The sequence below is a fragment of the Parabacteroides sp. AF21-43 genome, from assembly GCF_003635435.1.
GTDB lineage: Bacteria > Bacteroidota > Bacteroidia > Bacteroidales > Tannerellaceae > Parabacteroides > Parabacteroides distasonis.
This window is the reverse complement of record NZ_QTMG01000017.1, coordinates 91,666-107,813: the sequence shown is the minus strand read 5'-3', so window position 1 is coordinate 107,813 and position 16,148 is coordinate 91,666. Positions and strand designations below refer to the sequence as shown.

The following is a 16,148-nucleotide window of genomic DNA, read 5'->3' as shown; positions in this document are numbered from 1 at the left end:
GTGAAGTAAATCTGTATCATGTCAAAAAGAATAAAGCAAATGTTACAGCTTCTGGCTATTCTTTAGATCTCGCTTTTTGGAAAAATGGCCAAATAGCTTCTACCCCTGTTACTTTATATAGTAATATGGACATGGACATAGGATATGCAGATGTACTAACCATGAATGGCTCTTTTTTAGTAAGTTGTTATATCCCCAATATAATAAGGAGTTATGAATTTTGGTATGACATACTTAAATGATCTTCTTTAAAGATTTCTGGTAAATCCTTCAAGACTTGCTCATACATTGCTTTATATCCATTCGGAGTTGGATGTATACCGTCATAAAATAAATAACCATCTCTCCATTGGGTTGGATCATTTTCTTTTGTCACAGCCTCATGCATATCTATATATTTAATATTCATACTTTTAATCCAGTCATTTATTAGTTTAACAGGCTCATAGTCACGATCCTTACGAGGAGTGACTGTGAGTAAAACCGGGATTTGTCCATTATTTCTTAAAATAGATATAGCTTGTAACATATATTTCTTATATTTCTCAACATCAAGGTAATTATTTGTACCTAAGGCTAAAATAACGTACTTAGTTTTATACCAAGAATTTTCTATCTTAAATCGATTAATAAATTCATCAGACATCATCTCTCCTCCTTTACCATCTATCAAACATCGTTCTTTTCCCAATACAGAAGTAAGCATCGAACTCCAACGATATTTTCGATCTATACCATTAATAAGTAACATTGTCCCCTCTACAAAAGAGTCTCCAAAAATACTCAATACAGGGTTATGAAAAGGAGCTGTTATCCATGAATCTAAGAGCTTTACTTCACCACGCCTCACCGCAAAGAAAGGTTTCCCCCACATCAAAAGTTGATAAGGATCCTTTTGCGCAGAATAAGTCCGCTTAAATTCCTTTAGTACGTTTTTGTCAGCCTCTATCTCCCTTATAAAAAAAGAAACACTATCTTCCCTTTTATCAAAACCTATCGAATATAACATATCCTTATTAAGTGTAAAGGACAAAGGAAGAGACTCATTTAAGGCAGCTTGATAATCCTTATTGGATTTATAAATATCCACTCGTTCCTTATAAATATTCATAAATCCTAAATCTTTTCCTACCGATAAATCTATATCATCTGATAATATACGAATAATTACTTCTTGGGATAGTTCATCCGTATAAACGTTTGAGATAAAAGTAAACAGACTATTTTGAACACCATCCTTTTTATCTAATATATCCGATCTTAAATTGGATATACCTTCCTTATAAAAAGGAATCGCTCCTTCAAATGTATTCATTTCATCTTTAGTACATGCCAACAAGAAGAATAAGCACATCATTTTAATAATTATTTTCATTTTCTACAATTTGATCATCTAACATACAATTTCTTTATGTACTCCTTATAAACAAGTACAGGAACAATAGAAAACACAATAGTTGTCAACACATATACTATGTTTCTAAACACCTCATTCTCGATAAAGAAAAATCTTTTCTCACTAATCAAACTAAACACCAACATCTGGAAAAGAAACACTTCATATGAGTAATTACCCAATTTTACAAAGAAAACAGATAGTCGTGACTTCATTATATAATTATATAGTTTCACCAGCAAGAAAAACACAAATAAAGTATAAAAATAATCAACCCAATGATATCCTTTCCATTGGTTCGTAAGATATGGCATCAAATCTACAGAAGTATATATCTCTAAAATAGCCAAGAACAAGGCTATAAGAGCTAATCCACAAACCCAAACGTTCAACTTTATTTTAAACTTCAAAATAACACAGCCTAAATACAAAAGAAATAAATATCGATAAAAAAGAAGTCTATACACCCAAAGCACAAATCCCAACAAATAACACAAAAGACCTCCTAAAAGAAAGACAATTAACCAGAAAAATAACAAAAGGTAATATCAGCCAACACTGTAAATAGATCCATGGATAATAGGATCCTGGACCAAAGCCACCTTGCATATAAAGCCGCTGCCAATCTACTCCACCTTTAAGAAGATAAAAGATTGCACATTGAGAAAAAATTAAGAGAAAGAATGGGAGAGAAACACGATCTAACATCTTCTTCACATTCCTAGCAGAGAAATAACCGTTGAAACCTTTTCGCTGAAAACCACCATAAGTCAAATAAGATGACACCAATAAAAATAAAGGAACAGCCTGCCCAATGTAAGCAATTGAGTAAATAGATTCATTTGGCATATTGTGCAACAATATCACAAAGAGAATGGCAACTCCCTTCACAAAATCAATCGAATAATCCCTTTCTCTCCTATCCATATCATCTATAATTGAAAACATCATATTTCAGTTCATAACAACGGATAGAGCCCGGTTGATAACAGCAAACCAAGAAACTATTTGGTAAAGTAAGAACATCTCCGTAGCCAACATCAAAATTATCGCTTTCAAAAAGACTAGCAGGATTACTAGCCAACTTCCCATCTTTAAGAAGTACCGTATCAAAACTATATTTACCACGATTGGAGTCCTTAACATTCCGGTAAGTTAGTATAAAAGCATCCTTATAAGGAGTTAAAGAAGGAGCATGCCCTTCTATCGGTAAAAAACTCCATGTCCAAGTCACCCCTAAATCCTCACTAACTCCAATCTCAAGACGATTGTCTCCATTCTCTGACTGTTGACGACCCACGACGTACATTTTCCCATCATAATACCCCAGCGAGGCCTCATTAATACGTCCACATTCTATTTGATTTGTCCACAGACGCTCATCTAACCAAGATACAACCTCCCAACTCCTCCCAAAGTCTTCCGATTTTTCCAACCATGTAACAGCCCATCGATTATAACATACCGCATAAATTACATCATCTATTATAACCATATTCCCACGGGCTGCCGCAAATGTCTCGTCTTTTGGAAAAGGAAATAAAACAGGCGATCCATAGAAAATACCCCAATTCTCCGAACAAATGCTTTTCACAATGGATTCCGTCTCCGATTCTCTTTCAAAGAAACGGCAAAGTATACCGTTATTAGGTAATACTAAAAGCTGAGGATCCCTCACGTCATGCCCTTTAACTGGAGCAAATATAACCTTCCTGTTAACCCATGTTTTTCCTTTATCGAAACTCTCCATCTGTATTAACTTACTATCAAAACTAACGTGGCTCGAACCTTCTCTATAAACCACGATAATCTTACTTCGATCCTTATTCCCCGCAATGGCAGGAAAAGCCAAATGTAGGCTACTATCGTCAATAGACGTACTGCGAAGCAAATTCGGGTTATATATTTCCTTTAGCTCATCATCACCACAAGCCATAAAAGGAAATAAAAATACCATAATAAATAAAAGTAGATGGTGTTTCATAAAGCATATATTTTAACTTTAGTTAATCATCTGATAAATACTCCCGCTTGAAAGGTTCTCCTTTTTTTATATCACATTTCACCTTTTTGCCCAATATATCCGGTAAATACTTAGGCGATAGACCATCAGAGGGTCTAACAGAACGAACATTTTCTTCTGTTACTGTATCACCAGCATACATATCTTGAGCGACAAATAAGGAACGGGCAAATTTCCTGTTATTCCTCACCTTTTCAGTCAACTCATAGGTTGGCTTTCCCAATGCCATCTCGACTTCTCTTACACATCGAACCATTTCGGAGAACTCCTCCTTATTCATAGAAAAGGCCGCATCCGGTCCTCCAATACCCCGATCCAAAATAAAATGCTTCTCGAGAATTCGAGCACCCAACGCAACCGAGGCTATCGCCACCGAACTAGACATCGTATGATCTGAAAGTCCTACAGGAAGTTTGAAACGCTCTCTCATATCGGGAATCGTCCTTAAGTTCGCAAGCGCCACAGGAGCCGGATAAGAAGATGTACATTTCAATAAGGCAATCTGATCATTACCGACTCTTTTGCAAGCGGCTATCGCCCCCTCAATATCCTCATAAGTAGCTATTCCCGTTGATATTATGACTGGTTTCATCTTTGAGGCCACATACTCGATCAAAGGAATATCCGTAATCTCAAAGCTAGCGATCTTATATGCCGGAACATCCATAGCCTCCAAGAAATCCACAGATGTTTTGTCAAATGGAGATGAGAAACAAATCAGACCTTCCTCTTCCGCAATACGTTTTAATTCAGGTTGCCATTTCCAAGGAGTAAAGGCGTTCTGATATAATTTATACAATGTGGTTCCATCCCATAAAGTATCTTGCTTTATTTGAAAATAAGCATTATCACAATCTAATGTAAGAGTATCCGCCGTATAGGTTTGCAATTTGATGGCATCCGCACCAGCAGCCTTGGCTGCTTTCACGGTCTCTACGGCGATGTTGAAATCATGATTATGATTCGCAGACATTTCCGCTATAATAAATACCCGATCGGAATCTTCCCGATCAAGACCAAAATATTCGAATAAATTAGTTTCCATACACATAACAATACTTCAACGCATGTTTATTATCACTAACACAATCCTTAAAACCAGCACGAATAAACGCATATCTTGAAGCCATATTCTCGGTTTTCACATATGCGTAAATCTTACTTATTTGCCTTTCACGGTCATGGAAATGTCTCAAAGCCTTTTCCAATAAGCAAGGAGCAAGTCCAAATCCTCTGTAGTTAGCTCCAATACTTATACTAATCACCGCACTGTTATTTTCCTCAATATCGAAACGGACTTGTCCAATTAATTTCTCTTTCTCGTAAAAGACAAATAGTCTTCTCGCTCTATTCTTTAAGGTCGCATAAAACCAATTTCTATGTTCATCCAATGATATAGCATGGGTCGAAAAAGAATTTTGCCGTACCATCCGATCATTCGTAAGCTCGAACAGAGGTAGTAAGTCTTCTTCTTTAGCCAATCTCATATCCATATTCATCTCATAAAACATCCGGGTTACAGCTTTCATAATCCGATGAGCCCCTTTTCCATCGATTTGACTTATCCCCCGACAAAAAATCTCCCGCCGATATTCGGAGTTCTCAAATTTTAATATAATCTTATCCAGATCATCTATATGCCAATCTTTTGTGGCATCAATAAATTCATCGACAAAGCCAATATTCTTCCACCCCGCAATATTGTTACCTTGGTTTTCAGCCACCTTAAAGATAACGGATGGCAGACCTGTTATCGCCAATTCGTTTATCGTCTGTCCAGCCGCAGAGATCGCAAGATCCGCAGCTAACATCAAATCTCTCATCACTTCAGCCTCTACATTACGGTATATAACCGTATTATCATCCGCCATCCTCTCTATTTCTGCCTTATGAGAAAATACTGGCCCTAAGATAACGATTTTCCTCAAATTAGCATAGCAATTCGTCAACTTCTCCAAAATTTTTGGCGTTAGATTTAAAGGATCACTACCTCCGAAAGTAATTAGGACAGTCTTTATTTTCTCCCGGATTTCTCTATGACCACATAAGTTTTTAAATACCTCACGTAAAATCACATAATCCTTTCCTAACAAATAACGTTGTCCAAGATTCCGTTTATAGGGAATCAATTCCGCACCGACTGTCCCATTTATGATGATTCCCTCCGGATATTCCAAACGATTAAAATCATCTAAATAAGCAGCAACCTTTACCCGCTGTCTTATTTCGGTATAAAGTCCTTTTCCTGCCAAATAGGAATCAATAACTATTATGTCATCTTGAGATAGATACTCAAGCAAACGTTCCGTGTTCTCCAACCAATTAAAGACAAACAGAGGATAAGATTGTACTAAATTTTTTACACTCTCATCCCCATTCACAATAAAGGTTACATTTGCGTTTCTCTCCCGAAATACTTGGGCAATAGCCGTACAACGGGAAATATGCCCATAGCCTGTGTGCGAATATCCCTCAGTTAAAATCAGAACTCTCATATCAACTCATATGAAGTAGTTTATATTTCATCTCCGCTAAAGCCCAATCTGTATCCGTATCAATATCTTGTACACGAAACTCATCCAGAACAATCGCCGTGCCATTCTCACTTAGCAATTTTTTATCTTTTAATAGAGAAGAGGTCTTTATCCAATAAAACGTACCACTATCATGATAGGCGGGGCGCAAATCTTGACTCCGGCTAAATCTATACTCTGGCCAATTCATGTTTAAATTTCCTTTTTCATCTATCGATAAAGAACGCAGTATCGGATATGAGAAAGCGACCACCGGACAGATAGAATCAAAGGTAGACATAACTAACTGATCATAAGCAGAACGAACATCCTCGGAAGAAATCAATGGGGCTGTTGGAAGCAAACAACAGATCAAGTCAAACTCATACCCTCTCCCTTTATAGGCATTGACAACCTCGACCAATACATCCGCCAATGTAGCATAGTCATTAGCATTTTCCGTAGAACGCAGAAAAGGGACAGAAGCCCCTTCTTGACGGGCTATCTCGGCGATTTCCACATCATCCGTCGAAACCATCACCTCCTCAAACAGTCCGGTACCAAGAGCGGCCTCTATTGAATATGCTATTATCGGTCTGCCCAAAAAAGGTTTTATATTTTTATGAGGAATCCGTTTACTACCTCCTCGTGCTGGTATTATTGCCAAACATTTCATTTTTTCGTTATTTTTATGATCTTAATTTAACCAAAATCTGATACAAGCTTATGCCCAAATCAGTCTGAAAATAAATAGCACGAAGCAATATACGAAGTTTCAATGGAACTTTTGTCTTGTAATAACTATTCTTCATGAAACAAGGAAATATCTCTTCCATCTCCCGCTTGATTTGATTCACATACTTTTTCTCAGGAGGATCAAACTGTGATATGGCACCTAGAATTGAGTTTACATAAAAAAGCTCAGTAAATCGAAACTCTACTTCTTCCGGATATATCTCATAGATACCTAATCTACGCATATTATCCAAAAACATTTTAGAAGTCTTCAAACGGTCAAAAAAGCGATAGTTATTAATACTCCGAGTCGTAGAAATATTATTACAACGATAATAATAATAAGGATGGGTATCCTTCACGATCTTTCTCGCGCTCAAATATAGAGCAGTTACAATCGCATTATCTTCATAGAATAACTCCTCAGGAAATTCTATTTTATTTCTGATAAAGACTTCTTTTTTGATTATATTAGTCCAAATCCGACATTCACCTTCAATAAAACGCTTATTTCTCTCATGTTCAGGCAATGAAAACCATTCAGGCTTACAGTTAATCCGTAAACGAATATCTTGTTCACTATAATACTGAAAATAGTCACCACAAACCATTTCCGCATCATGCGTAACCGCTAATGTATAGAGATTTTCATACATATCAAGAGAAACCCAATCGTCACTATCAACAAAACCAAGGAAAGGAGCCCTCGCTTTTTTTATCCCGGCATTACGGGCTCCCCCTTGTTTTATATTCCGAGGTAAATCAATAACAACAATACGATTATCCTTTGCCTCATAATCCCGAAGTATATCTAATGATTTATCAGTAGAACAATCATTCACACAGATAATCTCAATGTTATGCAATGTTTGGGATATCAATGAATCCAAACATTTCCCAATGTATTTTTCCACGTTAAATACTGGGATAACAATACTTACCGCAGGATTTTTTTGGTTCATCTTACAATTTCTTTTTAAGAAAGGAATTCTTTGATCTTCACAATTACATATTCCTGTTCTTCATCCGTCAATGTCGGATACATCGGCAGACTCAAACAATGCTTATAGTATTCCTCCATTACAGGTTGATCGCCTTCTTTATTTCCTAATTGCTTATAATAAGGGGTCAGATGCAAAGGAACATAATGAACTTGCGCATAAATATTACTTTTATGCAAATAATCATATAATCCTAATCTGTCCTCCACTTGGATTATAAATAAATGATAGGCATGAAAGACCTGATCCGATACAAAAGGAAGCTTAACCCCCTTCAGATCGGAAAGACCTTCCCTATATCGCCGGGCAATCTCTTGCCGCCGTGCTAATCCCATATCGGCTCTTTTCAATTGAGATATCCCTAAAGCTGCCTGAAAATCAGTAATTCGATAATTATATCCAAGCTCCTGCATCTCATAATACCAGCCACCATGGTTCTCGTGTAAAAGTGCCGGGTTCTTGGTAATGCCGTGTGTACGGTATAGACAAAGTTTTTCATATAATTCCTTACAATTTGTCGTAGCCATCCCCCCCTCGCCAGTCGCAATATGTTTTACCGGATGAAACGAAAAAACACTAACATCCGCAAAGTTCCCATTGCCACATAGCTGCTTCTCACCTTTACTATCAATAAAATATCCACCTGGCGCATGACAAGCATCTTCTATAATCCATAAGCCGTACTCATCCGCCAATTGACGAAAGGCCTCCAAATTGGCTGGATAACCCGCAAAATCTACCAAAACAATTCCTTTATAAGTGCCTTTAGGAGATTGCGACAATAAACGGCTTAATTTCTTTATATCCATCAAATAGGTATCTTCTTCTACATCACAGAAGACAACCTCGCCTCCCCGATAGCGAATACAATTAGCACTAGCCGCAAAAGTCAAAGGAGTCACAATCACTTTATCACCCAGATTCACATCAAGTGCCGTAGCCGCTAAATGAAGACCCGCCGTAGCATTATTAACTGCTATAGCATATTTACAGCCGACATAAGAGGCAAAAGCCTCCTCAAATTCTTTTATTTTTGGCCCTTGAGTTAAATAATCCGACTTTAAGGCATCTATTACACATTGAATATCCTCATCCGTAATATGCTGACGTCCATAAGGAATAGGTTTAGTAATCATTTTATCTCAAAATTAGGATCTACATATTTCTTTATTTTTTCCCGCATAGACTCTACAGTCTCCCATTCCGTATTCGTATCAGAACTATAATGGAATCCCTCTGGAACCTTAACCGCATTATGATGATTTACATAGTCTTCATATTTATGATTAAACGCAACAGAGGGCAAGATCGCATAATAAGGACCTAGATCTATAGTATTCATGGCATCCGTGACCGTAATCATTTCCTCATGCAATTTTTCCCCGGGGCGTATACCGACCTCCACCAATGGAAGGTTAGGCGCAATAGCCTTCGCAACATCCACTATTCGATAAGATGGAATCTTAGGAATAAAAATCTCACCTCCTAAATGATGACCGATAGCGAACATGACCAAAGCAACTCCCGCTTCTAACGAAATATTGAAACGAGTCATCTTCATATTCGTAATAGGTAACTCTACCGCACCTGAATCTCTCTTGTTAATGAAAAAAGGAATAACAGAGCCCCTTGATCCCATAACATTGCCATAACGGACCACTGAAAACTTGATATCCCGCGGACCACTAATATTATTTGCGGCAACAAACAACTTATCAGAAGTCAGCTTTGTAGCCCCATATAAATTAATCGGAGCACAAGCCTTATCCGTAGATAAAGCCACAACATGCTTTACTTTTGTACGCAAGGCTGCATTAATCACATTTTGAGCTCCATGTACATTTGTCTTTATGCATTCATCCGGATTATATTCGGCCGTATCCACTTGCTTAATAGCCGCAGCATGAATAATTACATCTATGCCTTCGCAAGCACGTTCCAAACGTTCTCCATCCCGGACGTCTCCAATAAAGAAACGTAATTGAGGATACTTTGACGCAGGGTATTTTTGCTTCAGCTCAAACTGTTTCAACTCGTCACGTGAATAAATAACAATTCTTTTCACTTGAGGATAATCACGAAGGATTGTCTCCACGAATTTTTTACCAAAAGAACCTGTTCCTCCAGTAATTAAAACAGACTTTTCATTTAACATATTACTTCTATTTATATCTATTCTATAACTCCTTCGATTGTATATAAGAAGCTACAATATCATACTCTTCAAATGGTTGTCCCATATTTTTATTAATAATACGATCCTGAAACCAAATCACTGATGTACTATTTTCATGAAAAACAGAAAGTTTATTTCCATTATCCAACAAGATTAGAATTAAAAACTCAACCATTATGTTTGATTGTACTATTTTTAATCCATATTGATACAAATCCTCTGTTTTTTTTATATGAGGATGCAATTTCACATAAACATAATCAAAATCATTTTTCTCTTTATCCAGAGCTTTCAATATGTTTACATTAATTTGATGATTAGTTAAATAAATTCCAACCGATTTATTTTTCACAGATAAAAATTCTTCATATCCCGTAGAAAAATTCAAAAACAATGGTAATTCTTCCCTTAACCTCTTAACAAAGGGCTTCTGGAATGATTTCAAAGATTTTGAATATCCTGGGAACTGAGACCTATACAAATCCGGCAAATAAAGAAACTGCCCCGTAAGAAACTTTGAAAAACCAATATGGTCACCAACACCCGTAAGCTTATTTATTATATTCTTCAAGCCTTTTGAATTATCAAAACGATCTCTTCTGTAGCTTCCGAATCCTTCTTCAAACATATACATTCGTTTAAATCGGGATAGCTTAAAAAATATTCCATAAACAAAAGAAGCATCTACCTCTACGAACAACGTATTTACTGGGTGAAAAAACAAATATAAATCCAAATGAAACAAATCTTTGAAATATAATATATCATTCCATGTATCATCAAATGTCTTAACTTGATGAAAGAACAATTCCGCATCCCTAAAATGTCCTAAAATAATTAGAACCTTTTTTGAAGATGCATTTCCATATCCAATATTTCTTACATTAAAATATTGCAATGGCTTAGAACATATATATATATCAGTATCCATTATATCACGCCAGCTTGTTTCCTTATTTTATCGTATTCTCTTTTTAGTTCTATAAGTTGCTCTTTACAGAATAAATATACGACAGGAACCACAATTGTCAATAAAAACACGGCGAGAGCAGCATATAGTTTACGAGGGGCCACGGGTGTACTCTTCACAAATGCCTCATCAACAATCAATGCCCTATTCATACTTTTATTTAATTTCAATAATGCCTCTTCTCGTTTTTGTAATAATATCAAATAAACACCTTGAGCAATCTCTTGATCACGCTTATAATTCATGAATTCTCGTTCTTGAGTTGGAACGTTACCCATTTTATCCAAAATAGCCTTCTCCTTAGACTTGAGATCTTTCAATGTCAAATTCAGGCTTTCTTGCGCATTCTTGATCGTAAGGGCAACACTCTTACGCATTTGATCTAATTGCTTATCCATCACAGTAAATAAAGGGTTGTCCTCTTTCGAGTTTTGCAACATTCGCTGACGATTTACCAACAACTCATTATAAGTAGTTATGGAACCGCCTTTCTCTCCTTCTTGGACATTCATCAATACGGGTACCAAATTATACTTATTAGCAGGATTTTGCACGAAGTCTTCCATAAATCTAATAGCATGCCCTTGAGCCTCCATCTCAACAATTTTCGTTTGGATCTCTTTCATTTGATCCACATAAAATTGCACATCGGCTGTCAAGTCAGTCATTTGGTTATTTTTCTTATAGATCTCTATAGATCGTTCAGCATTAGCTAAATCCGATATTACCTTATTGATTCGCTCATCCAAAAACTGTATTGTAGCACGAGCTTCTTTATTATTTATTGAATCGGCACGATTATTATATTCAAACATTAATGCGTTTAAAACGTCAATGCCTCGTTTTTTCTCATATTCCCTCAAAGTACATTCTATAACATTTGAATTATCTGAGTAAGTCTCAATTTCTATATCCTGCGCAAAATCATCTCCAACAAAACCAGCCGGCCTCATGGTTATATAAAGTTTCATGCTTTCTCCCAATTTATGGTTAGTTCCATAACTTAGGACAAACCGATTATCACCGAATTCAACGATCGCAGGTAATGAAGAAAACTCATAAGACCGCTTCTGACTTTTTGTCTTCCCTTCGATCTTTATTTTTCCCTCACGATCTTCCCGGACATAAAACTCTATTGTTTCCTCTTGAGATTTCAATGTACTAGAATCTGCAACCATCAGAAAAGGGGTATTTACATACTGTTTATATTTCCAAGTTAACGGTTCAACATACTCTGCATTTAAGCCTAATTTTGAAACAACCTCATACCATAAAGTATGAGATTTTAACACCGCTAATTCATCATCAATAACAATACCCGCACTACCTCCTCCATTCAAACCAAAAGATTTCATCAAACCTGCCGCATCTCCCAAAGACATATTTCCTGAGGACATGGAAGTATCATCTTGAACTTTAAAACGAGCCATTACTTCGTAAGTTGTCGGATAATAAATCAAATATAATACAGCTGGTATTAGAGATATAACAAAAGTGCCTAGAAATAATCTCCAGTGCCTCAGATACCCTATTAGAATAGACTTTAAACTTATAGTCTCATTTCCTATATTTGTTGAATCCATAGCTAAACAATTACTTCTTAATATTAATAATCGTGATCACCATCGAAGAAATAACAGAAATCGCACTAATTATCGAGGAGAACACAGTTATATTATACTGTTTGCTTTGACTAAATCGAGAATTACGCTGCTTTGCCAAATTGGGCTCAACATAAATAACGTCATTTTGCCTTAAATAAAAATAGGGAGATGTAAATAGCGAAGGATCAGTTATATCCATACGAACAAATTCTTTTTGCCCATCATTATCTCTTATCAGCAAAATATTCTTCCTATTGGCTGTAATCGCCAAATCTCCAACATACCCAAACGCATCTAAAATAGAGATTCGATCATTCTTTATAGTAAAAGTACCGGGACGATTTACCTCTCCCATTACCGTAATTCTATAATTTGTAATCTGCACGTTAACCAATGGGTTTTCTATGTATTTTGACAATTTACTTTGTAGCTCATCACACAGTTCTTGTTTTGATAAACCTGCGACATGAATCTTCCCTAATACTGGGAAATTTATATTACCATCCGAATCAACAAGGTAAGTATACATTGATTGAGAGGCAGCGATAGGTTGGTCACCTTGCTGCGCATACGCAAAAACAGGGGGATTAAATGGCGTCGTCACGGACGGATCCGGAGCTGTAACAGATATCGCCAGTAAATCATCTTTACTGATACGAGACGTATAAGTTTGATTCATTTGACTAATCTGTTCTGGAGTCAAAGTATCTACTCCTTGCAAATACACTACGTCTTTAGGTGCGGAACAAGCCCCTAGCAACAAGACAAACAATATCACTACTGATATTAATTTAATTCTCATAATCTTTGTTTTCTTCAAATAAGATGCAAATATACAATTTTTAGTTGAACTCAAGGGCATAAAGCACCCGTAAGTCCAAAGATACTTCTATAACGATGCAATTGTCTAGATATTGCTGCATGCTAAATCAAAATTATAGTTGTTTTTACCGCTTTTTCATGATTATTGCGTAAGTTTGTGACAAAACAAAAACATATGGTTGAGATAGGAAAATACAACACGCTGAAAATAGTGAAAGACCTTGACTTCGGGATTTATCTGGATGGAGGTAACGGGGTGGAGATCTTGTTGCCGACTCGTTACGTACCTAAAAACGTGAAACCCGGGGATGAGGTCGAGGTGTTTATTTATCATGATAATGAAGGGAGGTTGATCGCTACTACCGCACGTCCTCTGGCAACGGTCGGGGAGTTCCAGTTCATGGAGGTAAAAGACGTGAATAATGCCGGCGCATTTCTGGAATGGGGTATCATGAAAGATTTGCTCGTTCCTTTCAAGGAGCAGAAAATGCCGATGAGAGAGGGAAAATGGTACTTAGTCTACGTCCGGTTGGATCATGTGACAGGACGTATCATGGCATCCGCACGTATCGAGAAGTTCTTGAACAATACCCCTATCGATTACGAGCAGAATCAAGAGGTTCAGTTATTGGTAGCCGATGAGACGGATCTTGGCTATAAGGTGATCATCAATAACCAGCATTGGGGATTGATCTATTATAATGAGGTATTCCAGCGTCTTGAGAAAGGTGAGCATCTGAAAGGCTATATAAAAGAGGTACGTGAGGATGATAAGATAGACGTAAGCCTAACGCCGCAAGGCTACCAAAAGGTAGAGGGGATCGCCGGCGTCATTCTGGAAGCGATGAAAACACAAGGGGGATACATCCCGGTACACGACAAGAGCGATCCGGACGTGATCTATTCCTTATTCCGCTGTAGCAAGAAAGCTTTCAAACAAGCGATCGGGGCACTCTATAAGCAACATCTTATCACGCTGGAAGATGGCGGGATACGGCTCGTGAACGAGAAGTGACCCATTTATATAAAAAAAGTCAATGGAATCCGTTACAGAATCCATTGACTTTTCTTTATAAATCCATTGAGTTAGCGAACGGATTCCATTGACTTTCTAATCCAGCTTCAATACGGCCAAGAACGCTTTTTGCGGAACTTCTACCGTACCGATCTGCTTCATTCGTTTCTTTCCCTCTTTCTGTTTTTCCAGCAATTTACGCTTACGGGAGATATCGCCTCCATAACATTTCGCCGTCACGTCTTTACGGACAGCCTTAATTGTCTCACGAGCGATAATCTTAGCGCCTATCGCCGCTTGGATAGCGATATCGAATTGCTGGCGGGGGATCAACTCTTTCAGTTTCTCGCACATACGACGTCCGAAAGTAACGCTATTATCCACGTGCGTCAATGTAGACAAAGCGTCTACCGGCTCACCGTTCAACAGGATATCTAATTTAGCCAACTTACTGGGACGGAAATCATGTAAATGGTAATCGAAAGAAGCGTACCCTTTTGAAATACTCTTCAACTTATCATAAAAGTCGATTACGATCTCGCCCAACGGCAAGTCATAATGAATCTCGACACGATCACCTGAAATATATTCTTGCTTAAGCAGGACGCCACGCTTACCCAGACAGAGTGTCATGATCGGGCCGATATAGGTAGTGTTCGTGATCACGGAAGCACGGATAAACGGCTCGTCGATATGATCAATCAAAGTCGGGTCCGGCAAGCCTCCCGGATTATGTACCTCGATCTCCTCCCCTTTCTTTGTATGCACGATATAAGAAACGTTCGGTACAGTAGTTATCACATCCATATTGAACTCACGATCCAAACGCTCCTGAACAATCTCCATATGCAACAAGCCCAAGAAACCGCAACGGAACCCAAAACCCAACGCGGCGGAACTCTCCGGCTGGAAAGTCAAGGAAGCGTCGTTCAACTGCAATTTCTCCAATGACGCACGAAGGTTCTCGAAATCCTCGCTATCAATTGGATAGACACCGGCGAAGACCATCGGCTTCACCTCCTCAAAACCGGCGATCGCGTCTTTAGCCGGGCGAGACACATGAGTGATCGTATCACCGACACGCACCTCCCGGGACGTCTTGATACCGGAAATGATATATCCTACGTCTCCCGTCCGGATCTCCTCACGGGGGCACATATCTAATTTCAATATACCTACCTCGTCGGCGTCATACTCTTTTCCTGTAGCGATAAACTTCACATGGTCACCTTTACGGATCACGCCGTTTACCACCTTGAAGTAAGCGATAATACCACGGAACGGATTAAAAACGGAGTCAAAAATCAGACACTGCAACGGGGCCTCCGGATCACCTTTCGGGGCCGGGACCTTCTCCACGATCGTATTCAAGATCTCAGTCACTCCCTCACCTGTCTTTCCGCTCGCCCGTAAGATATCCTCACGAGGGCAGCCCAACAGTTCCACGATCTGGTCCTCTACCTCCTCCGGCATGGCGCTAGGCAGGTCGATCTTGTTCATCACCGGAATAATCTCTAAGTCATTCTCTATCGCCATATACAGGTTAGAGATGGTTTGCGCCTGAATACCTTGGGCCGCATCCACGATCAGCAACGCACCCTCGCAGGCGGCGATAGAACGGGAAACCTCATACGAGAAGTCCACGTGCCCCGGAGTATCGATCAGGTTCAGTATATATTCTTCACCCTTATAATTATACTTCATCTGGATCGCATGGCTCTTGATCGTAATACCACGCTCACGCTCTAAATCCATGTCGTCAAGGACTTGAGCTTGCATGTCTTTACCTTCTACTGTCTTGGTATACTCAAGCAAACGGTCTGCCAAGGTACTTTTCCCATGGTCAATATGAGCAATAATACAGAAATTGCGGATATTCTTCATCTGCTAAAT

14 protein-coding genes and 1 pseudogene are annotated in these 16,148 nt (G+C 38.2%); 2 read left to right on the top strand and 13 right to left on the bottom strand.

What is annotated here, in order from left to right; all coding sequences use genetic code 11:
* A pseudogene (locus DWX84_RS21865) lies at positions 1-242 on the top strand (hypothetical protein); the annotation flags it as partial.
* Here DWX84_RS21865 and DWX84_RS13035 read toward each other — a convergent pair.
* The 12 genes from DWX84_RS13035 to DWX84_RS12980 form a co-directional block, all read right to left on the bottom strand.
* The gene (locus tag DWX84_RS13035; RefSeq protein ID WP_057326655.1) at positions 212-1,375 is read right to left on the bottom strand and encodes an SGNH/GDSL hydrolase family protein; all 1,164 of its coding nucleotides are present in this window, start codon (positions 1,373-1,375) and stop codon (positions 212-214) included. The pseudogene DWX84_RS21865 and the gene DWX84_RS13035 overlap by 31 nt on opposite strands.
* Positions 1,376-1,855: 480 nt before the next feature.
* Positions 1,856-2,323, bottom strand: a complete 468-nt coding sequence (locus DWX84_RS21860) for an acyltransferase family protein (RefSeq protein ID WP_233573938.1) — start codon at positions 2,321-2,323, stop codon at positions 1,856-1,858.
* A gap of 1 nt (position 2,324) precedes the next feature.
* Positions 2,325-3,380, bottom strand: coding sequence for a sialidase family protein (locus tag DWX84_RS13025; protein WP_005868120.1), 1,056 nt, complete (start codon positions 3,378-3,380; stop codon positions 2,325-2,327).
* A 22-nt stretch (positions 3,381-3,402) separates the two neighbouring features.
* Positions 3,403-4,464: a pseudaminic acid synthase gene (gene pseI, locus DWX84_RS13020; RefSeq protein ID WP_305036251.1), complete on the bottom strand. Its 1,062-nt coding sequence runs from the start codon at positions 4,462-4,464 to the stop codon at positions 3,403-3,405.
* Entirely contained in the window at positions 4,454-5,914 is a 1,461-nt protein-coding gene (locus DWX84_RS13015; RefSeq protein ID WP_121960860.1) for a bifunctional UDP-2,4-diacetamido-2,4,6-trideoxy-beta-L-altropyranose hydrolase/GNAT family N-acetyltransferase, read from the bottom strand. The genes pseI and DWX84_RS13015 overlap by 11 nt, the downstream gene beginning before the upstream one ends.
* A gap of 1 nt (position 5,915) precedes the next feature.
* Entirely contained in the window at positions 5,916-6,608 is a 693-nt protein-coding gene (gene pseF, locus DWX84_RS13010; RefSeq protein WP_009276749.1) for a pseudaminic acid cytidylyltransferase, read from the bottom strand.
* Between the two features lie 13 nt (positions 6,609-6,621).
* The gene (locus DWX84_RS13005; RefSeq protein WP_057326654.1) at positions 6,622-7,629 is read right to left on the bottom strand and encodes a glycosyltransferase family 2 protein; all 1,008 of its coding nucleotides are present in this window, start codon (positions 7,627-7,629) and stop codon (positions 6,622-6,624) included.
* A 14-nt stretch (positions 7,630-7,643) separates the two neighbouring features.
* A complete protein-coding gene (gene pseC, locus DWX84_RS13000) occupies positions 7,644-8,804 on the bottom strand; it encodes a UDP-4-amino-4,6-dideoxy-N-acetyl-beta-L-altrosamine transaminase (protein ID WP_121960861.1) in 1,161 nt (386 codons plus the stop codon).
* Positions 8,801-9,823 carry a UDP-N-acetylglucosamine 4,6-dehydratase (inverting) gene (gene pseB, locus DWX84_RS12995; RefSeq protein WP_005868112.1) on the bottom strand — a complete coding sequence of 341 codons (1,023 nt, stop codon included), beginning with the start codon at positions 9,821-9,823 and terminating at the stop codon, positions 8,801-8,803. Before pseB ends, pseC begins: the two co-directional genes overlap by 4 nt.
* Before the next feature lie 22 nt (positions 9,824-9,845).
* Positions 9,846-10,775, bottom strand: coding sequence for a hypothetical protein (locus DWX84_RS12990; RefSeq protein WP_005856106.1), 930 nt, complete (start codon positions 10,773-10,775; stop codon positions 9,846-9,848).
* The gene (locus tag DWX84_RS12985; protein ID WP_121960862.1) at positions 10,775-12,397 is read right to left on the bottom strand and encodes a GNVR domain-containing protein; all 1,623 of its coding nucleotides are present in this window, start codon (positions 12,395-12,397) and stop codon (positions 10,775-10,777) included. The genes DWX84_RS12990 and DWX84_RS12985 overlap by 1 nt, the downstream gene beginning before the upstream one ends.
* Positions 12,398-12,407: 10 nt before the next feature.
* The gene (locus tag DWX84_RS12980; RefSeq protein WP_008778266.1) at positions 12,408-13,220 is read right to left on the bottom strand and encodes a polysaccharide biosynthesis/export family protein; all 813 of its coding nucleotides are present in this window, start codon (positions 13,218-13,220) and stop codon (positions 12,408-12,410) included.
* 195 nt (positions 13,221-13,415) lie between these two features.
* Between DWX84_RS12980 and DWX84_RS12975 the strand changes: the two genes are divergently transcribed.
* Positions 13,416-14,255: a S1 RNA-binding domain-containing protein gene (locus DWX84_RS12975; protein WP_121960863.1), complete on the top strand. Its 840-nt coding sequence runs from the start codon at positions 13,416-13,418 to the stop codon at positions 14,253-14,255.
* Between the two features lie 96 nt (positions 14,256-14,351).
* On the opposite strand, the gene lepA is transcribed toward DWX84_RS12975, so the two are convergent.
* Complete coding sequence (lepA, locus tag DWX84_RS12970; RefSeq protein ID WP_005856098.1) at positions 14,352-16,139, bottom strand: translation elongation factor 4; 1,788 nt, start codon at positions 16,137-16,139, stop codon at positions 14,352-14,354.
* Positions 16,140-16,148 lie beyond the last annotated feature (9 nt).